Origin of the sequence: Thalassotalea castellviae, assembly GCF_031846185.1 — a bacterium.
Taxonomy (GTDB): domain Bacteria; phylum Pseudomonadota; class Gammaproteobacteria; order Enterobacterales; family Alteromonadaceae; genus Thalassotalea_H; species Thalassotalea_H castellviae.
In genome coordinates this window covers 22,575-42,355 of sequence record NZ_JAVRIF010000009.1, presented here as the reverse complement: position 1 = coordinate 42,355, position 19,781 = coordinate 22,575, and the positions used below count along the sequence as shown (strand labels likewise).

The following is a 19,781-nucleotide window of genomic DNA, read 5'->3' as shown; positions in this document are numbered from 1 at the left end:
ACGATATAAAGGGTAAGTTAATTTATAAAGCTTAAACTATTGGAATCTCAGTCAGTTAACTCCAACTTATTAGTTGAAGAATTACAATTAGGTGAACAACTAAATCATTGTGTACACAGTGAGAGACGTGCTGATTTTGCGCTAATGCTTTCAATGTTAACAGACGATGTTTTAGCTCATAGTCAATTTAAGTTACCCTACACAGAGAATACTCCGGCTGAAACAACAGAAGATACATTAAGAAAAACCTTTGAATTACCCAAAAAACAACGCTTAGCTCTGGAAAGTTTGACTCAAATTACCGAATTTTCACAAGCAGATTTAATTGAGCAACAACAATTACCTACACTTCATTTAACTCAGGCATTAATGCCCAAACCGTTAGCATTTAGAGATGACAAAACGCATATTAGTGCCACAGTTTTATCGAATACTCGATTATATTGCCAGCAGCAACATCAGCTTAAAAAGCACGCTGAAAACAATCAAGATAAAGAAAATCGTCTCACATTTAATGTCAACGAATGGCTGAAATCTGTACAAACCGCAATAGTAAAAGCACCGCTATTAGCGACTACAGCTTAAAACTTGTGGTAACTACTTTATAACTGTTATAACGTTGTAATTTGGTCAAGCAAGTATTTAACAGCATGCTGTTTAACCCTCACATTACACCATCTCATATACAACGAGAGAAAATATTATGAAACAAAGTGCTTTTTTAGCATGGACAACTCGAATGCCCTTAATTCAACGCTGGGGCCTAATGCATACCTTTCAACCTGAAAACGTTTCCGAACACTCGCATCAAGTGGCGGTAATCGCGCATCTTTTAACGGTTATTAAAAATAAAAAATTTAAGGGCAATTTATTACCCGAAAAAGCAGCAACCATTGCTATTTATCACGAAATATCAGAAACAAAATTGCAAGATCTTTCATCAAAAGTTAAGTATCACAACCCTGAGTTCACTAAAGAATACAAAAAGTTAGAAATGATAGCTGAAAAGGAGTGTTTAGAAACCATTCCTGAAGATATTCGAGGAGAATTTGAAGCACTGCTTGTACAAGATAAGGTAGATCCTGAATACAAAGATATTGTTAAAGCGGCAGATTTATTAGCGGCACTTATTAAAACGAATAATGAATTAAGATTTCATAATGATGAGTTTAAAAACGTTAAAGAAAACCTTGATAATAAGCTCGCTAAGATAAAAAGAAAATTACCTGAAGTTGGTTATTTTATGGATATCTTCTTAGCTTCTTGTACCTCTACGGTAGATAAATTATCTGATATGGATAATTGATTTCTTTTAGTCAATTAATGAAAACTTAAGCCAATATCTTTTACGATTATTTTAATTATGATAACTATATCTAACTTTCATCACGAAAAACTCCGTATTAAACACTGGCAAATTCAAGAGCGTGAACCTTGGTGTGTTTTAGGTCGTAACGGCTCAGGAAAGCAATTTATTGATCATTTGTTTACTGGGCAATTATCACAATTTAGTGCCGAAAGCTTCATCGTTCCCAAACCAGAAAAAGTCGCTATGGTTTCGTTTGAGGCACAACAAGCAATTTACGAACATGAGTTGAAAATTGATAAAAGTGATTACACCGATACTTATGACATAGGGACGCAAGCTAAAGCCTTTTTACCTCAAGAAAAATGGTCGGATCCGCTTATTGCTGAAATGGGGTTAGCCGACAAGCTTGAAAGTGGTTATCGTCAATTAAGTACCGGTGAAGGGCGAAAACTACTCATCTTAAAAGCTATCTTTTCAGGTGTGACCTTACTGATCTGTGATAACCCGTTCGATAGTTTAGACAAAGCTTCTTGCTTGTCGCTTGCCAATGTTCTTAAAGGACTATCAAAACAAGGTATTACTGTAGTTTTATTATTGAGTAATCGTCAAGATATTCCTAACTGGTGTCAAAAGATTGCTTTTGTTGAACGGGGTGAGTTAGCCGTTATTGGCTCGCTTGAGCATGAGGAAACTAAGCGGCAGTTAGATGTTTTATTAGTTTCAGAACAAAAAGTCATTAACTGGCCTAAAACAATAAATCAGTTAAGTGATTATCAAAGCCCTTATTTGGTCCAATTGAAAAATGGCCATGTCTCGTACGGAGGGAAATCCGTTTTCAGCGATTTAAATGTCACGATAAAGCCATTACAACATACTTTGATCACCGGCAAAAATGGCTGTGGTAAATCTACCTTAATGCAGCTTATTACCGGGGATTGTACGCAATGTTATAGTAACGACCTTAACGTCTTAGGCTATCAAAGAGGATCCGGTGAGAGTATTTGGCAATTAAAGCAGCATATGGGCATTGTTAGCTCAGAGTTACATCGTCAATATCGCGTTAATGGAGATCTACTCACGGTAGTTCTCTCTGGTTTTTATGACTCAATAGGTTTATATCAACAACCTGAAAAATATCATCTTGATATCGCGCGACAATGGTTAGATATGGTTGGCTTGTTAGCTTTACAAAATAAAGTTTTTCAATCACTTAGCTATGGTGAACAAAGATTAGCATTAATCGCTAGGGCGTTAGTGAAATCCCCTTATTTATTGATTTTAGACGAACCAACGCAAGGTTTAGATGAATTAAACCGACATCGAATTCTTAATTTTTTAACGATTATCGCTCAGCAAAAACATAGTACGTTATTGTTAGTTAGTCACCGAGAAGATGAATTTTTACCACTCTTTACGCAACATATTAAGCTGTAATATTCATGCAAGGTAACGGGGTCATATATTATTAAAAACGGTTTAAATTTTTATAATTTCCCCGTCAAAAATTATACTGCTTGTTTAGTTTGTTATGTTGGCTTCATTGCTTTTAACAAGTAACTAGTAACTATTAACAAGTGCGGTTTCTTGGCTAAAATAACTGGCTTTATTTAATTGAAGTTTATTTAACTCAAGTTAGTTTTGTTAGTTGGAATGTAAGAGCAATGCTTTTACATTGCTCGAATAAATTCTTTTGAAAGTGAGTTATTCTTGACGATAATTTTTGAAGAAATTGGCAATTTTTTCAATGGCTAACGTGAGTACATCTACATGAGGTAAGAACACCAACCTAAAATAGTTTTTCTCTTCGATATTAAAACCGCTGCCATGAACTACTAGAATTTTTTCTTGTTTTAATAAATCTAACACCATTTTTTCATCGTTAGTGATATTAAACTTTTCAGCATCTACTTTGACAAAAAGGTATAACGCCCCCATTGCTGGATTACAGGATATTCCATCTATTTCATTTAACATTTTATGCGCAAGATTACGTTGTTTGATTAAACGGCCATCGTCTTGTATTAATTCGTTAATACTTTGATATCCTCCCAATGCCGTTTGAATAGCATGCTGGCAAGGTACGTTGGCACAAAGTCGCATCGATGAAAGAATATTTAAACCTTCTAAAAAGTCTTCTGCGTGTATTCTAGGCCCCGTAATTACCATCCAACCGGCTCTAAAACCTGCAATACGATAATTTTTTGATAAGCCGCCCATAGTAATGATTAACACATCGTTTGCTAGGCTTGCCGTCGGGATATGCTTTGCTTGGTCATACAAGATTTTGTCGTAAATTTCGTCACTAAAAACAATGAGTTGATGCTTTCTTGCAAGCGCTAAAATGCCTTGTAAAACCGCTTCTGTATAAACCGCTCCGGTTGGGTTATTCGGATTAATTAACACGATTGCTTTAGTACTTGCTGTGATTTTACTTTCAATATCTTCTAAATCAGGAAACCATTGGTTTTCTTCATTACAGCGATAATGAATAGCTTTACCACCTGAAAGAGCTACAGACGCTGTCCATAATGGGTAATCAGGCGCAGGAATTAAGACTTCATCACCATCATTTAGCAAGCCTTGCATTGCCATTACAATTAATTCACTAACACCATTGCCAATATAAATATCATCAACACTTACATCAAGAATGCCGTTTTGTTGAAAATATTGCATAACGGCAACACGAGCAGGATATATCCCTTTTGATTCACAATATCCTTGTGCTGTTGGCAAATTATGAATTACGTCTTTTAAAATATCATCAGGGGCTTCAAAACCAAAAGGGGCAGGGTTGCCAATATTTAGTTTTAAAATTTTATGACCTTCGTCTTCTAAACGACGGGCTTCGGCTGCAATTTGTCCACGTATTTCGTAACAGACATTATTGAGCTTGGATGATTTTTTTACGCTTTTCATAATTTACTACTTTTAACGGCGATAAGTGAATGAGTTAACTATTAAATACGGTTCCATTGTTGCCAATTATCACGGCTTTTGAAACAGTTTCTTGCAACTTTTTTATAGCAATAATAAAAATAAACGATAATCTTGTTATTAGCCGTTTATAAATAAGCCAACAAATCTAATATCTAAGGGGATTATTATGCCGTTACCACTGTTATGGATTGGCGCCGCCGCCGTTTCAGCATTAGCAGTAAAAAGTGCCTCTGATGATAGAAAAAATCAACAAATTAAACGTAGTCGCTATGGTAAAGTACAACGCTTGATTGATTTAGACCGTCACGAATCACCGATTGCAATTTATCCGTCCGATTACTTCTCGACTGAGCAGCGCGTTAAACCAAAAGTCGGCGCTATTGTTTGTTGTGGCATAGGAGGCGTGTTAGATCATACGGGAATTTGGGTTGATGATGACACGATTATTGAATTAGATGGTGAAGGCTTAATCAAACCTATTTCAGTGAAACGTTTTACCAAAGAGCGTTCAGGCAAACATATTTTTATTGCCTGTGATTCAAATGCTATCCCTTTAGCTTGCGAAAGTGCCGCCGAACAGGCCATTTCTCAGATTTTTCAAGCGCGAAAATACCATGTGCTCGATAATAATTGTCATCAATTTGTTTGGCAGTGTTTCGAGGGTAAAGATAAAAAAGTAGTTACTTTTAAAGAGTTAAATCATTGTCTGGCGAAAAAGTTTAATCGTAAAATTTATTGGGATCTGTGTGACTGTTGATTGATTAACGTTAATCGTTTGATCAAACAATAATATTTAATAATAACCAGATAGAAGGCTGTACTTTCTCATTTAAAACATTACCATAATCACTATCCTTGTATAGTCGTCGCAATTCCTTTGAAAGTATTTATTAAATCGTTTGCTGTTGTCGTTTGCGTATTATTCATTACTGGTATGGCACTGGTTTATCTTGCCTTACAGTCACATCAATCTACCGTGCAATTAAATCAAATTAACGCCGCTTCAGCTAAACATAGCCAACAACTCGCGCAACGAATTGTCAGCACTTTAAAACAAAAAAATACCGTCACGAGTATTCGTATCAATCAACAAGAAGCGAATGGCTTAACTGCCTTGTTACATCGTGCTTTTCCAAGAGTGAATGCTGATGTTCGTTTATCAAAATATGGCGCAGCAGTTGAAGCCTCATTTGAAATGCCCTTACCGAGCATGATTAAATATTTAAATGTAAATGCTTATATTTCTCCTTCTAAAAGTGGTTTATTACTTGAAGAAGTAAGTCTTGGTGGGCTGAAAGTCAGTGGGGAGTTTTTTATCTCGTTAGTACGATTTGCGGCTGATAACTTTCTTAAAGAACAATTGTTTGATGATGCATTAGCGATGATCACCGCGGTTGATATCAATGAAGAAAGATTGATTGCGCATTTGTCGTTAGATGAAAACTTATTAGCAATGCAGAAAAACGACACGTCATTTTTAATAAAAATGCGTGATGATTTAGCCTTGTTTGGCAACGTAGACACTATCGCTTTTTATTATCAATCATTAAGTGACTTTGCTAGGTTACAAGATAAAAACTCGTCTATTGCGGTGTTTATCAGACACGTGTTTGATTTAGCCAAAACACGCAGTGGTATTTCTCAAGACTACCTTGCGGTAAAAGAAAACCAAGCGGCTATTACGGCACTGATTATTTATTTTGGTGCTGATCGTTTTGAATTAATGGTTGGCGATGTCATTATTCGTGAAAAAGAACAACTAGTGATCCGTAATCGACTTAGAAAACATGTCAGCTTACAAAATCGGCCGGATTTACAAAAACACTTTATCTATTCAATGGCATTACAATTATTTAGTAGTCATGGTGCGAGTGACGCCATTGGTGAATTCAAAGAGTTTTTAGATACCAATAAAGGAGGCAGTGGCTTCAGCTTTGCTGATTTACAAGCCGACAGAGCCGGTACCCGTTTAGCCATGATAGTCACTAAATCAGAACAACATGCCCAACGAGCACAGCAATTATTAGCTAAGGTAACTGATGCCGAATTACTGCCAAGTATTGAAGGGTTACATGAAGGTTTAAATGAAGAGAATTTTGACAAAAAATTCAAAAATGTCTTGTCTAAAGATTATCAACAAACTTTAGCTGAAATAGATAAACGCTTGAAAAATTTACCTGTTTATCAATTAGGCTGGGAATAAAGGGCTTAGCAATCGTTAGACGTGATAATCACTGTACATATTTTTTGTTTTTACGGTAAAAATTTTCGATTAAAAAAGCCTTATCATATTTTGATAAGGCTTTCAGCATTCAACAAATTAAACTCGTTTAAACGTTTCTTATGCGTTTAATTTACTTAAAAAGTGACATCACATCGTCAATCGCAATTAATGACTTTTCACCACTAATTCTGTCTTTTACTTCAATTTGTTGGCTATCTAAATTACGCTCACCAACTACGAGCAATATAGGTGTACCAATTAATTCATGATCGGCAAACATAACCCCAGGGCGCTCTTTACGATCATCAAACAATACTTCTAAACCGGCTTGTTGAAGTTTTTCATATAAAGCTTCAGCCGTTTCTTTAACGCGTGCAGATTTGGCCATATTCATCGGTACAATAGCCGCTTGAAAAGGTGCTATTGCTTTTGGCCATTTGATACCATACTTATCATGGTTTTGTTCAATCGCTGCCGCGACAATACGAGAAACGCCAATGCCATAACACCCCATGGTTAAGGTTTGGTTTTTCCCTTCTTCGGTTAATACACCACAATTCATGGCTTGCGCGTATTTATCGCCTAGTTGGAAAATATGACCCACTTCAATACCACGTTTGATCACGATTTTTCCTTCGCCACATGGACTAGGATCACCTTCAACAACGTTTCGGATATCTTGAATGTTTATTTCGCCACAATCTCTTTGCCAGTTAACGCCAGTATATGATTGATTATTAACATTAGCGCCACAAGCAAAATCACTTAAGTGCGCAGCGCTTCGATCAACAATCACTTCAATATTTAAGCCTTTCGGACCGACAGAGGTGATATGACAATTCGCGACTGCTGAAACTTGTTCATCGGTTGCTAAGGTTAATGGTGAAGCAACGCTTGGTAGATTTTCTGCTTTAACATCATTTAGTTCATGGTCACCACGTAGTACCAATGCGACAATCTTTTCTGCTTCGCCTTCGGCACTAGCGCCAAGCACTAATATCGTTTTTACGGTGTTTTTTAAATCTAAATTTGATGTTTTAATTAAACGTTCAAGTTTTAACTCTTCTATTTTAATTTCTTGAGTTGGTTCAGCTCGCTCACCTTGTGGTGCTAACGCTTCCGCTTTTTCAATATTGGCGGCGAAATCACTGCTATCACTAAAAGCTATATCGTCTTCGCCTGATTCTGCAAGGACATGAAATTCGTGCGAACCTTCTCCGCCAATTGAGCCGTTATCAGCAATTACCGGGCGAAAATCTAAACCAAGACGCTCAAAAATACGGCAATATGCATCAAACATAATTTGATAAGTTTGTTTTAAGCAATCGTCGCTAAGATGAAATGAATAAGCATCTTTCATTAAGAATTCGCGACCACGCATTACGCCAAATCGTGGGCGAATTTCATCACGGAACTTGGTTTGTATTTGGAACAAACTAATGGGTAATTGTTTATAGCTACTAATTTCGGTGCTAATAAGTTTGGTGATCACCTCTTCATGGGTTGGCCCTAGTACGAAAGGACGGTTATGGCGATCATTTAAACGCAGTAACTCAGGTCCATAATCTTCCCAGCGACCAGACTCTTCCCAAAGGTCAGCCGGTTGCACCATTGGCATCAGAGTTTCGATAACTCCAGCTCTTTGCATTTCTTCACGAACAATTGTTTCAACTTTTCGTAGTACTTTTAACCCAGTGGGTAACCACGTGTATAAACCCGAAGCCACATTACGAACTAGACCTGCTCGTAACATTAATTGATGGCTGATCACTTCTGCATGAGCAGGCGTTTCTTTCTGTGTAGAAAGTAGGTATTGGCTAGTACGCATTAAAAGCTATTCCGTAAAAGGGGTTTATAAAATTAGGGGGAGTATTCTAACAGGGCAGTACGCGTTGAAAAAGAGAAAATAACAGCGATCAGTCTATTATTTTCAATTCGCGAAAATATTTGTTCTTTATCGCGATGATTGCAAAAGAAAGTATAAATAAAAGGAATTAAAACGAAATTCGTTTTCTTTTACCAGAAGCGACTGTTGTTTCTATCACCTCATCACTACCTGTTTCAACTGACTGTTTTTTCTTCGTTTTTTTCATTGATTTATCGTTTTGCTGATTGTTGTTTACTGACTGACTTAGTTTTTTAGCCTTAGCGGCTTTTTGGGCTTTAGCATCTTGTACTGGCGCTGAACACTGTACAGAAATTACTTCACCATTAAATTCAACTATATCTTGATGAAATATTTTTTTTCGTTTTTGAAACTCAACTTCACCATTTACGTATACATAACCTTCGCTGATGACAATTTTTGCTTCTCCACCACCACCAACCATATTGGCAATTTTAAGCAACTTACATAATTCAATCGGCTGATATGAAACATCTATGGGGGTAATTTCTTGCAAAGTATCTTCCAATGTAATTTCTTTAAAGTAGTTGAGATCGCTATTTTAAGCGGAATAATGGAAAGTGTACATGTTATTGGGCGAAACAGTTGATCACCAATTCATTTTTTGTGCAAGGAAGTAATCAATAAAAGCTCTGACTTTAGCTTGTTCACCTCTTACTTGATGATAATAAACGTAGGTTGAAATATTTGTACACCAGTGCTTAGTTAAAATCGGTTTAAGACTTTCATTTTTTAAAGCACGCTTAACTTTTAAATCATCACTTGCAGCATTAATAATTCCTAATCCACTGATAGCTAACTCAACTAAACCTGTGACGGTATTGATACGATTGTTTAATATTTTATGGGTTGGCTCTCCTGATGCAGACTGATAAATGATGATGTTATTGGGCTGATTATGTAGATAACCTATGACGGTGTGATGATTTAAATCATCAATGGTATTAATACTTGGGTTGTTTTCTAAGTATGCAGGGGAGGCAAATAAACCATAATCACAGGTCCATAAGGTTCGACGTTTTAAATTGCTAAAGTGTTCACCTAAATAATCAGATACTCCCCAAAACACATCGTAATGATCAGTATTTAAATCAATAATGGCTTCTTTAACATCAAGATCAACCTTGATGTTAGGATAGAGTTTAAGAAAGTCGGCTAGCCAAGGAATAATAGTTTCATGTAGCATTTCAGGAGCTTGGCATAATACTTTCACCGTACCATTTATCGTGCCGTTTTCTTCTTCAACCCAACTGGACAAATTGTCACACTGCGCAATCACTTGCCGTGCTTTATCTTTAAAACCAACGCCAAACTCTGTTAGCGTTAAGCTTCTTCGAGTTCGACAGAATAATGGTTGGCCAATTTCCTTTTCTAGTAAGGCTATTTTTTTACTAACCGCCATAACAGATAGCTGATAATGATTAGCTACGGCAGTCATTGTTCCTAATTCAGTCAGTGATATGAAAATTTTTAATTGCTCAATTTTAAACATGTTAAAACTATCTCAAACTTAAACCTAAAGTTTATAGGTTGTAAATACATATACTATATACTTATAAAGAAGTGAGCGCTAATCTGTTCTACAAATTAAGTTTTGGAGAAAGTTATGCAAATGACTGAAGTCTTATTAATCGGTGCAATCGCGTTATTAGTAGTGTTAAACCTATTAGATAAAAGTAAAGAGAATGTAAGAACAGATAAAACCTCTCTTGCACGGGTTTATTATGAAACGATCGCTTTACTTTGGTTCCCAGTGGTATTTTTAGTGATACACCTTTACTTTACGGCTACGCCCCTTGAATCAATTGGCATCAGTTGGAACTATCACTGGCAGATAATGACAGGACTTGGCTTGCTTTCACTGCTAATTGTTTACTTTATCTATGACTTAAAATTACTCGTGAATGATCAAGACAAGCAACAAAAACTTGCAGAACAAATGGCGTCGTTCGCTTGGTTTATGCCGAAAACAAAGCCACAAATGCTTATTTTTACCTTAGGCTTGTCTGTCTCTGCAGGAATATGTGAAGAGCTTATTTTTCGAGGTTATATTTTAAATGCACTGTCGCAACACCTTGGTGTTATTTTATCCGTGATTTTATCCAGTGCACTTTTTGGGCTTTGTCATTTTTACCAAGGAGTCTTTCATGTATTCAGAACTTTCATCATAGGAATTGTCTTTTGCTTAATATATTTAGGCTGTGAGACCATTATTATCCCGATTATTTTGCATATTGTATTAGACGTCTATGGTGGGATATCAAGTTACATTGTGAGAGACTTCGTAAAAGAAACCTCGTAAGTTGTTATTTCAAAAAGGCAGCGGTGTTAACCATGTATTACATCGTAAGCAATGTAAATAACTTTGAGTTACTATGATTGAAAACATTTAAGCATGAGGGCATATGAAAACAATTGGTTTACTCGCGGGTATGAGTTGGGAAAGTTCACTTAGTTATTATCGAGTTATTAATCAAGGTGTTAATACCGCTTTAGGTGGTTTACATTCGGCTAAAATAGCTATGGTTAGTGTTGATTTTCAACCGATTGAACAATTACAACACAGCGGTGAGTGGCAAAAAACGGCTGAATTGTTGATAACATCAGCCAAACAAGTACAAGCGGCGGGCGCTGACTTTTTGTTAATATGTACTAATACTATGCATAAAGTGGCCGCTGAAATTGAAAACGCTATTGATATCCCGTTGCTTCATATTGCTGATGCAACAGCTGAAGTTATCATCAAAAAGAGCCTTACTACCGTTGGTTTATTAGGCACTGCTTTTACCATGGAACAGGGGTTTTATAAGAATAGGTTAACGGAAAAATTTGGCATTAAAGTTATCACACCTAATGAGCAAGATAGAATGATTGTTCATGATGTTATCTACCAAGAGCTTTGCTTAGGAAAAGTAAATTTAACTTCGAAAAACGAATATTTACGCATTATTCAGACTATGGCTGATCAAGGTGCACAAGCAGTAATACTGGGTTGTACTGAAATCGGTATGTTAGTTGAGCAAGCTGATACTCGGGTAACCTTATTAGATACCACCACCATTCATGGCCAAAAAGCCATTGAATTTGCTTTAAAAGATGAGCAATAAACGTTGTGTAATAGGTATGTGGCCATTGGCTACTCATTTGTTATCAATGATATTTTTGATGAAATCAGAGTAAGTTACATGCAGAAACAAATTGGTTACAAAACTTTGTAAATTATCAGTTGCGCAGTTTAATTATTTCTGTAAAATGCGCCGCAGCTAGAAACGGCAAGGTACTTGAAAGAGTATTACGCAAAACTACCGGTCTAAGGGCAATAGTCTACGACAGCGGAGTTACCAAGGCAGACCTCTTTGTTTAGGTAACATGAAAACCGGTATTAACGTTTCTAATTTGAATTGTTTAATATTATTAAGGTTATACCATGAAATCTATTATCGCCGTGATCGCATTCGCAACATTATCTCTTACTTACACAACACAAGTTGAAGCATCAAGCATTGCTCAAAACCTTTGTGATTATGTTAATGTTGATAATAAGTCTAAGTTACGTTCTTTCTTAAAAAGTAATAAATTAAAAATTCGTAACGTTTTTGATAGTGTTTCTTGTAATGGTAAAAACTTATTAGAATTTGCCGCAGAAAAAAATTCGACGGCAACGGGTTCAATGATCATTGGTAAATTATCAAAGAAAGTTGTTTCAAGTAACTTAGCAACTATTGCTTCTAGTGAATTAGCAGTAATAGCCGAGCAACGTGTTAGCAGCTAAGCAAAACCACATTTGTAAAAGGCGAGTCGTAAACTACTCGCCTTTTTTGATCGTCTCTATTTCAATCTCGTAAAATCAAACCGCAGTTATTTATAGGAAGCTATCACGTCTTCTACGGTGTTTATACCGAACATAACTTTTTTGATAAAAGATTCCGCACTATTGACTAAATTGAAATTTGGATGTTGCGACCAAATTTGCTGAAGTTTATCGTCTAGTGCTACAGCCGCTTGTTCAGATTCATTTCTTATGGGATTGTTACTTTTTATACTTTCACCTGATTTAGCCGCTGTTTCAAAAAAAATCACTGCATCATAACGCGCAAACTCTTCTTCTAAACTGGTTTTCATGGTTTGAAAGTAATCATCATTAGAGCCTGGCCAATAAGCTAAACCATCTAAACTTCCTCTATCACATAAAACAATGGAATTTGGAAAAGTTGCTCGTTGAATATCTTCTAAGTGTTTTTGTAAATGATAAATAGCCGTTTGCTGTGTTTTTAATACACTGTTTACCGTTGAACGTGCAATTCCGCCACTAAAAATCATGGTAGCTGCTTCGGGAACCGTGGCTATTTGTCCTTCAAACTCGCGTCTGATCAAATCTAGAGCGGTTGTTTTGCCCCCGCCAGGGCCACCGGTAAGGACAATGCGTTTCTTAATTGTTTTTATGTTCATATAAAGTCACTTCTTCTTCACGTGATAATATTATTGCTTAACTTAGAGACAATAAGGATAATGTAAATCAAACAATCCGTTGTTCTGTCGATTTTTCAAGATATACCGCGATTGATTTAGACGTAGGGGTAAAAGATCGGTCGCCAACACTGTCTAATGGGACAAGCGGGTTTGTTTCTGGATAATATGCGGCTAAGTTGCCTTGTGGAATATCATAAAAGCAAAGTTTGAATCCTTTCACGCAACGGCTTTGATCATCATGCCAAATCGAGGTGATATCTACTAAGTCGTTTTCTTCAAATTTAAGTTTTCTGGCATCTTTTTCATGGATAAATAACACGTTTCTTTCATTTGCAATCCCTCGATATCGGTCATTCAATCCATAAATAGTGGTATTGTATTGATCATGAGAACGCAGTGATTGCAAAGTAAATATTTTTTGATTTTTAACGGGCTCTTGCTGAGTAGAAATTGCGTGAATATTCTCAGGCAAGGCTTGATATGAAAACAACGCCTTATTTTCAGGGGTGCGCCATGTTAATTCAGCTGCTGGGTTGCCTAAATAAAAGCCACCTGGTTGGGTTATTTGTTGGTTGAAATCTGAAAATTCAGTGATCGATTGACTGATTAACTCTCGTATTTTCGTGTAATCATCGGCTAAAGCTAACCAATTTATTGCGGTATTCTTTGAGCTTTCTATAAACTTGGGTGTCGTTTTGTTATCGAGGAGGCTATTGTGAAAGTTTCGGCTATTTAATGTGCTATCAGCAATATGAGCGACAATACTGGTTTCAGATTTCAAGTTCGTTGAAATTGGCGCAACATTGCCCTGAGAAGCATGCACCATACTAAAAGTATCTTCTACTGTTATTTGTTGTTCGCCAGATTGTTGCATGTCAATTTCAGTGCGGCCAAGGCAAGGTAGAATCAATGCGTCCTGACCGATTAATAAATGGCTACGGTTTAACTTAGTACTAATTTGTACATTCAACGTGGTATTTTTTAGCGCTGCATGAGTTTGATGGGTATCGGGCGCGGCAGCAGCAATATTTCCACCTAAACAGATCAGCACTTTACTGCGTTTTTCAAGTAAGGCATTAATTGCATGATAAACATTATGACCTTTTTCATAAGGTAGTGGTTGATTCACTAACTCAGACATTGCATCAATAAATGCTTTAGTGGGTTTTTCGTTAATACCCATGGTTCGATTACCTTGCACATTTGAATGGCCGCGAACAGGGCAAAGTCCTGCGCCTTTTTTACCAATATTACCGCGAAGTAATTGTAAATTAACAATTTCTTGAATGGTGTTAACCGAGTGCAAATGTTGCGTTATCCCCATAGCCCAAGTACAAATTACCTTAGTTGATTGTAAATAAATCTCCGCTGCTTGCGTAATTTCTGCCTTAGATAGTCCTGATTGTTCAACAATTTTTTGCCATGAGGTTGCATTAACGACTTGGCAATATTCGTTAAAGTTTTTGCAGTGTTCAGCAATAAAGCTTTCGTCTATTAAGGGAGCTTTGCCTTGTTCTATCGCTTCGCTGTTTTTCGCTAGAATAACTTTTACCATGCCTCTAATTGCCGCCATATCACCGCCAAGCTTCGGGGTAAAATACGCATGACTTATAGTGGTTGCTTTTGGAGTCAATAATTCAAGCGGATCTTGCGGACTTGCAAAACGCTCTAACGCCACTTCTTTTAAATTATTAAAGCTGACAATTTTACCGCCATTTCTGGCGGATTTTCGTAACGCATTCATCATGCGTGGGTGATTAGTACCAGGGTTTTGTCCAAACACAAAAATAGCATCAGCATGGTCAAAATCTTCTAAAACCACGGTGCCTTTGCCTACGCCAATTGCTTCATTTAATGCAACGCCACTGGCTTCATGACACATGTTGGAACAGTCGGGAAAGTTATTCGTACCAAACATGCGGCCAAATAATTGATATAAAAATGACGCTTCATTACTGGCACGACCCGAGGTATAAAACTCTGCTTGATCAGGTGAGTCTAATTGATGTAAATGTTTGGCAATTAATGCAAAACTATCTTGCCAACTAATAGCTTGATAGTGATCAGTTTCTTGGTTGTAGCGCAAGGGTTGAGTGAGTCTTCCTTGGTACTCTAACCAATAATCGCTTTGCCTCATTAATTCACTGACAGAATATTGTTCAAAAAAAGCCTGATCAACAACTTTACTGGTTGATTCCCAAGCGATTGCTTTTGCGCCGTTTTCACAAAATTGTAGCAAGCCTTCTTTTTCATCTCCCCACGCACAACCCGGACAATCAAAACCTTTGTTTTTGTTGGCCTTTAACAGACTTTTTACATTCGTTTGTGGTTGTTGACTTTGCATAATATGCTTCAACGTTGAGGTTAATGACGAAATTCCCCCCGCTTTTTTTGGTTTTTTATGCATGCTTGATATCGGATCATTTTGATGATTATTTTCTGACATAATTAATCCTTTGAAGACGGCAACATTCGCCACTCACCATGATAAAGATTGAAAGACTCACAAGTAGTAAAGCCAATTAAGGTTAAATCAAAACGTTTTGCTGCTAATATAGCTAAGTTAGACACCGCACCAACAGCGATTAACACACCAATACCTGCCATCACCGTTTTTTGAACAATTTCAAAACTAACACGGCTACTGATAACCATGGCTAATTGTGTATCTGCACGTTGAATTAATTGCTTTTGAAGGCAAGCCCCTAAAAGCTTATCTACGGCATTATGACGGCCTATATCTTCCTTAATCAATAACAACTTCCCTTGTTCATTAAAAAGGGCCGCCGCATGACAACCACCGGTCGTTTCAAATAATTGTTGCTGGTCTCTCATCATGTTTGGCCAATGGCCTAAGCTAGTTGCATTTAGCCAATGTGCTGCAGCAGGAGATTGCGGTGGCGATTTTAGTTCAAGTGCCTTCAACGATGTTGTGCCACATAAACCACAACTACTATAGGTCAATTGGTAGCGTTCAAGACTTGATAAATTAACTTTCACTTTTTTTGTTAATTTAACTTCCCAACTATTTTCTTTATTTACTATTGATGATTGTTGACTTGAATCAAGTTGTTCAATGGCGATTGATTCAATGTCATCGATATGACTGATGATCCCTTCAGATAATAATAAGCCGAGAATTAATTGTTCATCGTCACCAGGGGTTCTCATGGTGATAGAAAATATACGTGAGGAAGATTGAGTCAACATTTTGGGGTCGCTGATTGCTGGCTGTTCATAAAAGCTTAGCCTGATCTGCAAAGGTTGTTCGGCAATCACTTGATCATGGCTTACCTGCCTTTGCCCATGAGCATAGGTAATTTTATTCGTTTTATGACTCAAAAGTTCTGGCATTTTTGATTCTATTGTTAAGTGCTGAGTTTTTATTTGCGATATTACGGATTACTTTTTTAAAGGGCTATCATTTAAATGCTTAGCAAGTCCTGATCATAAATAAACTTAGCGGTTAAATGCTCGAACAAAAACAGAATACCAAGCCGAGCTTTGTGTTTTTAAATACTAACATAGTCAATTTGTTATTAGCATGATTAAGCGTAAAACTTCACTTTTACAATTGCTGATAATGTAGATTTATATGAACAATCTTCGTGGTTAATTTGTTCTTTAAATGTGACAAAGTAATGTATTGCAATATGTGTCTGAGTTTAACAAAGAATTTCTAACCTGCTTTCTATCCTATTTTACTTTCCGTTGAACGTAAGCTCACTTTATCTTCTGTCATTGCTCACTAATGATGAATTAATGAGCAATAACTTATCGCTAAAACTATATAAAAAGCGGCGGAGTCATTTATGAAATTAACGTCAAGTGCATTAACAAGCCCCGCAGCGGTAGCTGTGGGTGTTGCTTTAATTTTGTTAGTAGGATTTATCAGTTTATTCAAACTACCAGTGCAATTATTTCCTGATATTGAACGTCCCCGTATTGCCGTGCAAACGTTTTGGCGAGCAGCTTCTCCACAAGAGGTTGAGTCAGAGTTGATAGAACCTCAGGAGCAAGTATTACGCGGTATTCCAGGATTAACTGCAATAAATGCCTTTGCTAATCGTGGCAGCTCTTATATCAACTTAGAATTTAATGTCGGCACAAACATGGAGCAAACCTTGATTGAAGTGATCAGCCGCATGACAAGGGTTCCGAGTTTACCTCGTGATGCATTGCCGCCTCGGATCATGTTAGGTGGCTTTGGGGGAGCAAACCCCGCTTTAACGTTTTTCTTTTTACAAGCACTGCCCGGTAATAACAAATCAATAGATGAATATATAGATTTTACCAATGACACTATTCGACCTCGTATTGAAGCCGTAGAAGGGGTCGCCAGTGTACAAACTTTTACTCAACAAAATAGAGAAGAATTACAAATAAGATTTGATCCGATAAAAGCCGCAGAATATGGCATTCAAATCCCACAATTGATTTCGCTCGTTTCTGCAACGAATGATATTTCTGGTGGATTTGTTGACGTAGGACGTCGGCAATATACCTTAAGGTTTAATGGTAAATATAAAGTAGATGAACTTGAAAACCTTATTTTAGAATCACGCAATGGCAGTAATATTCGTCTTGCTGATATCGCGAAAGTTGAATTAGCTCGACCGGACAAACAAAATATTGCCGTGCAAAATGGTAATCCTGCTTTTTCATTAAGAATTGATCGAGCTAATGGCGCGAATGTTTTAGAAACATTGAATCGAGTGAAGGCAGAAGTAGCCTCCCTTAACAATGAGGTACTTGCTGATAAACAACTGGTGATGGTGCAATCATTTGATGCCTCGGTATTTATTTATCGAGCAATAAATTTAGTCACCAGTAATCTTTTCGCCGGTGTTATTTTATCGTTATCAATTTTGTGGTTTTTTATCCGTAGAATGCGCGCCACTCTTATTATTGCTACGGCAATTCCCATCAGTTTATTGAGCACCTTTATTGTTTTAGAAATTACCGGTAGATCGTTAAACGTCATTTCTTTAGCGGGTTTAGCCTTTGCCGTTGGTATGGTATTAGATGCGGCAATTGTCGTGTTAGAAAATATTCTTCGAATGCGTGATAAAGGACTTGATAATCATCAAAGTTCAGAGCAAGGGGCACAACAAGTATGGGGGGCATTACTAGCATCTACTGCAACAACGGTGGCAATATTTCTGCCGGTATTTTTCTTAAAAGATATCGAAGGGCAGCTATTTGGTGATTTAGCCTTAACTATCGCAATTGCGGTTTCGGTATCATTAATTGTCGCGGTCGTGTTGCTGCCGGTTTTGGCTAAATATTTATTAAACCAACAAACGATTGAAGATCCTAACGCTAAGCTTTGGGCAAGGTTAACCGCTAAAGTAATGTCGTTAACTCATACTCGTAAAAAACGTCTCAGTGTGGCATCTGGTTTATTAATGCTTCCTTTGGTGATCACTTATCTTGCAATTCCAACGTTAGATTATTTACCACCGGTTAAACGTGATGCTGTCGATGGCAATTTACAGTTTCCTCCTGGCGCGAATATTAACACCATAGAACGTGAAGTTGTTCAACCTATTGTTGATCGATTAAAGCCTTATATGGATGGCACTAAAGAACCAGCACTCAAAAATTATTATCTTTTCAGTGGTCCATTTGGCGGCAATATAGGGGTAAGAGCAAAAGATCAATCTAAAGTAAATGAATTATTAGACATTGTCAGAAATGAAGTGTTAGTGGATTTACCTGATACTCAAGCTTTTGCTTATCAGGGGAACTTATTTGGGGGCTTTGGCGGTGGTCGACAAGTGAGAATGAATTTACAGTCCACAGATACTAAAGCATTACAAAGTGCTGCCCGCCAAGGCGTTGAGTGGGTTAAAGCTGCAATTCCACAAGCGCGTGTTCAAGCAAATCCAAGTACTGAAGATGCTGAGCCTGAATTGCGGTTAACGCCTAATGATAGAAATATATTAGAACAAGGTTGGGATCGTCGTCGTTTAGGTCAGGTTGTAAGGACTTTAGGTGATGGACTTTATGTCGGCGAGTACTTTAATGGTAGTAAACGTTTAAATATGATTTTACGTTCAGAAGGATGGGATGATCCTGACAACTTAGCTGATGTACCTGTGGTAACCGGAAGTGGTTCGATTACCCAATTGTCTGAGCTTGTCGATATTACTCGCACGGTAGGGCCTTCACGTTTAACTCGAATTGATGGAAATCGTACTATTAGTTTGAATATCAATCCCCCGCAAGGTTGGTCATTAGAGCAAACCATAGCCGTCTTGAAAAAAGAAGTAGAGCCTAAACTAAAAGCTGCTTTACCCAGCGATGGCAATATTATTTATGGCGGTAGCGCTGATCAGTTAGAAAAAGCAATTGGTTTAATGGCGGAAAATTTTGCCTTTGCTTTAGTCATTTTATTCTTGTTAATGGCGGCATTATTTAAGTCGATTAAAGATAGTTTATTAGTTGTGATCACCATTCCATTAGCAACGGTTGGTGGCGTACTAGCTTTGCAGGGGTTAAATGTATTTGTTTTTCAACCGCTAGATTTATTGACCATGATTGGCTTTGTGATTTTATTGGGCTTAGTCGTTAATAACGCTATTTTATTGGTACATCAAACACGCTTAGGTCAAGCACAAGGCTTGAAAAGAGTGGCGGCCGTTGAGCAGGCATTAAGGTTACGATTACGTCCTATCTTTATGAGTACCTTAACCAGCTTTTTTGGCATGTTGCCGTTATTGTTAATACCGGGTGCAGGTAGTGTTATTTATCGAGGATTAGCTGCAGTCATTGTGGGAGGGCTGGCGATGAGTACCTTATTTACTATTGTGCTATTGCCTTGTTTATTGCGTTTGAGCAAACAAGATTTTATGCCAAATGCCCTCAGAGAAAAAGCTACAAATCACACGTTAATTGGCCAAGTTTCTAACAATCAAATCATTTAATTA

Annotated in this window: 16 protein-coding genes and 1 riboswitch; of the genes, 9 read left to right on the top strand and 7 right to left on the bottom strand. The window is 37.2% G+C overall.

Features of this window, described 5'->3' with window-relative positions:
• Positions 1 to 39: 39 nt before the first annotated feature.
• From RM573_RS14455 to RM573_RS14445, 3 genes are all read left to right on the top strand, one after another.
• Entirely contained in the window at positions 40 to 585 is a 546-nt protein-coding gene (locus RM573_RS14455; protein ID WP_311583586.1) for a VC2046/SO_2500 family protein, read from the top strand.
• 118 nt (positions 586 to 703) lie between these two features.
• Positions 704 to 1,306, top strand: a complete 603-nt coding sequence (gene yfbR, locus RM573_RS14450; protein ID WP_311583583.1) for a 5'-deoxynucleotidase — start codon at positions 704 to 706, stop codon at positions 1,304 to 1,306.
• A gap of 57 nt (positions 1,307 to 1,363) precedes the next feature.
• Complete coding sequence (locus RM573_RS14445; protein WP_311583580.1) at positions 1,364 to 2,743, top strand: ATP-binding cassette domain-containing protein; 1,380 nt, start codon at positions 1,364 to 1,366, stop codon at positions 2,741 to 2,743.
• A gap of 267 nt (positions 2,744 to 3,010) precedes the next feature.
• Here RM573_RS14445 and RM573_RS14440 read toward each other — a convergent pair whose 3' ends face one another.
• Positions 3,011 to 4,228 (bottom strand): pyridoxal phosphate-dependent aminotransferase, encoded by a 1,218-nt coding sequence (locus tag RM573_RS14440; RefSeq protein WP_311583577.1) that lies wholly within the window; start codon positions 4,226 to 4,228, stop codon positions 3,011 to 3,013.
• A 187-nt stretch (positions 4,229 to 4,415) separates the two neighbouring features.
• Between RM573_RS14440 and RM573_RS14435 the strand changes: the two genes are divergently transcribed.
• The gene (locus RM573_RS14435) at positions 4,416 to 5,006 is read left to right on the top strand and encodes a hypothetical protein (protein ID WP_311583574.1); all 591 of its coding nucleotides are present in this window, start codon (positions 4,416 to 4,418) and stop codon (positions 5,004 to 5,006) included.
• Positions 5,007 to 5,126: 120 nt separating this feature from the next.
• Positions 5,127 to 6,452: a hypothetical protein gene (locus RM573_RS14430; RefSeq protein ID WP_311583572.1), complete on the top strand. Its 1,326-nt coding sequence runs from the start codon at positions 5,127 to 5,129 to the stop codon at positions 6,450 to 6,452.
• Between the two features lie 151 nt (positions 6,453 to 6,603).
• On the opposite strand, the gene RM573_RS14425 is transcribed toward RM573_RS14430, so the two are convergent.
• From RM573_RS14425 to RM573_RS14415, 3 genes are all read right to left on the bottom strand, one after another.
• Complete coding sequence (locus tag RM573_RS14425; protein ID WP_311583569.1) at positions 6,604 to 8,301, bottom strand: proline--tRNA ligase; 1,698 nt, start codon at positions 8,299 to 8,301, stop codon at positions 6,604 to 6,606.
• Between the two features lie 166 nt (positions 8,302 to 8,467).
• On the bottom strand, positions 8,468 to 8,887 hold the full coding sequence (locus RM573_RS14420) for an RNA-binding S4 domain-containing protein (RefSeq protein WP_311583566.1): 420 nt from the start codon (positions 8,885 to 8,887) through the stop codon (positions 8,468 to 8,470).
• A gap of 81 nt (positions 8,888 to 8,968) precedes the next feature.
• Complete coding sequence (locus RM573_RS14415) at positions 8,969 to 9,871, bottom strand: LysR family transcriptional regulator (protein WP_311583563.1); 903 nt, start codon at positions 9,869 to 9,871, stop codon at positions 8,969 to 8,971.
• 114 nt (positions 9,872 to 9,985) lie between these two features.
• Here RM573_RS14415 and RM573_RS14410 point away from each other — a divergent pair, with 114 nt between their 5' ends.
• From RM573_RS14410 to RM573_RS14400, 3 genes are all read left to right on the top strand, one after another.
• Positions 9,986 to 10,681 (top strand): CPBP family intramembrane glutamic endopeptidase, encoded by a 696-nt coding sequence (locus tag RM573_RS14410; RefSeq protein ID WP_311583560.1) that lies wholly within the window; start codon positions 9,986 to 9,988, stop codon positions 10,679 to 10,681.
• A 103-nt stretch (positions 10,682 to 10,784) separates the two neighbouring features.
• Complete coding sequence (locus RM573_RS14405; protein ID WP_311583557.1) at positions 10,785 to 11,486, top strand: aspartate/glutamate racemase family protein; 702 nt, start codon at positions 10,785 to 10,787, stop codon at positions 11,484 to 11,486.
• A gap of 154 nt (positions 11,487 to 11,640) precedes the next feature.
• Positions 11,641 to 11,725: riboswitch (cyclic di-GMP riboswitch) on the top strand.
• Between the two features lie 81 nt (positions 11,726 to 11,806).
• Positions 11,807 to 12,151, top strand: a complete 345-nt coding sequence (locus RM573_RS14400) for a DUF3718 domain-containing protein (RefSeq protein WP_311583554.1) — start codon at positions 11,807 to 11,809, stop codon at positions 12,149 to 12,151.
• Between the two features lie 86 nt (positions 12,152 to 12,237).
• Here RM573_RS14400 and RM573_RS14395 read toward each other — a convergent pair whose 3' ends face one another.
• From RM573_RS14395 to fdhD, 3 genes are all read right to left on the bottom strand, one after another.
• Entirely contained in the window at positions 12,238 to 12,828 is a 591-nt protein-coding gene (locus tag RM573_RS14395) for an AAA family ATPase (protein ID WP_311583552.1), read from the bottom strand.
• Positions 12,829 to 12,895: 67 nt separating this feature from the next.
• Positions 12,896 to 15,295 carry an FdhF/YdeP family oxidoreductase gene (locus RM573_RS14390; protein WP_311583549.1) on the bottom strand — a complete coding sequence of 800 codons (2,400 nt, stop codon included), beginning with the start codon at positions 15,293 to 15,295 and terminating at the stop codon, positions 12,896 to 12,898.
• A 2-nt stretch (positions 15,296 to 15,297) separates the two neighbouring features.
• Positions 15,298 to 16,203 (bottom strand): formate dehydrogenase accessory sulfurtransferase FdhD, encoded by a 906-nt coding sequence (gene fdhD, locus RM573_RS14385; RefSeq protein WP_311583546.1) that lies wholly within the window; start codon positions 16,201 to 16,203, stop codon positions 15,298 to 15,300.
• A 458-nt stretch (positions 16,204 to 16,661) separates the two neighbouring features.
• Here fdhD and RM573_RS14380 point away from each other — a divergent pair, with 458 nt between their 5' ends.
• Entirely contained in the window at positions 16,662 to 19,778 is a 3,117-nt protein-coding gene (locus RM573_RS14380) for an efflux RND transporter permease subunit (protein WP_311583544.1), read from the top strand.
• Positions 19,779 to 19,781: the final 3 nt, after the last annotated feature.

What these genes read in the sequence shown, in the direction of transcription:
- RM573_RS14405 (WP_311583557.1), top strand. Translation starts at nt 10,785, where the DNA reads ATGAAAACAATTGGTTTACTCGCGGGTATGAGTTGGGAAAGTTCACTT.
- RM573_RS14445 (WP_311583580.1), top strand. Translation starts at nt 1,364, where the DNA reads ATGATAACTATATCTAACTTTCATCACGAAAAACTCCGTATTAAACAC.
- RM573_RS14390 (WP_311583549.1), bottom strand. Translation starts at nt 15,295, where the DNA reads ATGTCAGAAAATAATCATCAAAATGATCCGATATCAAGCATGCATAAA.
- RM573_RS14435 (WP_311583574.1), top strand. Translation starts at nt 4,416, where the DNA reads ATGCCGTTACCACTGTTATGGATTGGCGCCGCCGCCGTTTCAGCATTA.
- RM573_RS14400 (WP_311583554.1), top strand. Translation starts at nt 11,807, where the DNA reads ATGAAATCTATTATCGCCGTGATCGCATTCGCAACATTATCTCTTACT.
- RM573_RS14415 (WP_311583563.1), bottom strand. Translation starts at nt 9,871, where the DNA reads ATGTTTAAAATTGAGCAATTAAAAATTTTCATATCACTGACTGAATTA.
- RM573_RS14425 (WP_311583569.1), bottom strand. Translation starts at nt 8,301, where the DNA reads ATGCGTACTAGCCAATACCTACTTTCTACACAGAAAGAAACGCCTGCT.
- RM573_RS14380 (WP_311583544.1), top strand. Translation starts at nt 16,662, where the DNA reads ATGAAATTAACGTCAAGTGCATTAACAAGCCCCGCAGCGGTAGCTGTG.
- fdhD (WP_311583546.1), bottom strand. Translation starts at nt 16,203, where the DNA reads ATGCCAGAACTTTTGAGTCATAAAACGAATAAAATTACCTATGCTCAT.
- RM573_RS14440 (WP_311583577.1), bottom strand. Translation starts at nt 4,228, where the DNA reads ATGAAAAGCGTAAAAAAATCATCCAAGCTCAATAATGTCTGTTACGAA.
- RM573_RS14395 (WP_311583552.1), bottom strand. Translation starts at nt 12,828, where the DNA reads ATGAACATAAAAACAATTAAGAAACGCATTGTCCTTACCGGTGGCCCT.
- RM573_RS14410 (WP_311583560.1), top strand. Translation starts at nt 9,986, where the DNA reads ATGCAAATGACTGAAGTCTTATTAATCGGTGCAATCGCGTTATTAGTA.
- yfbR (WP_311583583.1), top strand. Translation starts at nt 704, where the DNA reads ATGAAACAAAGTGCTTTTTTAGCATGGACAACTCGAATGCCCTTAATT.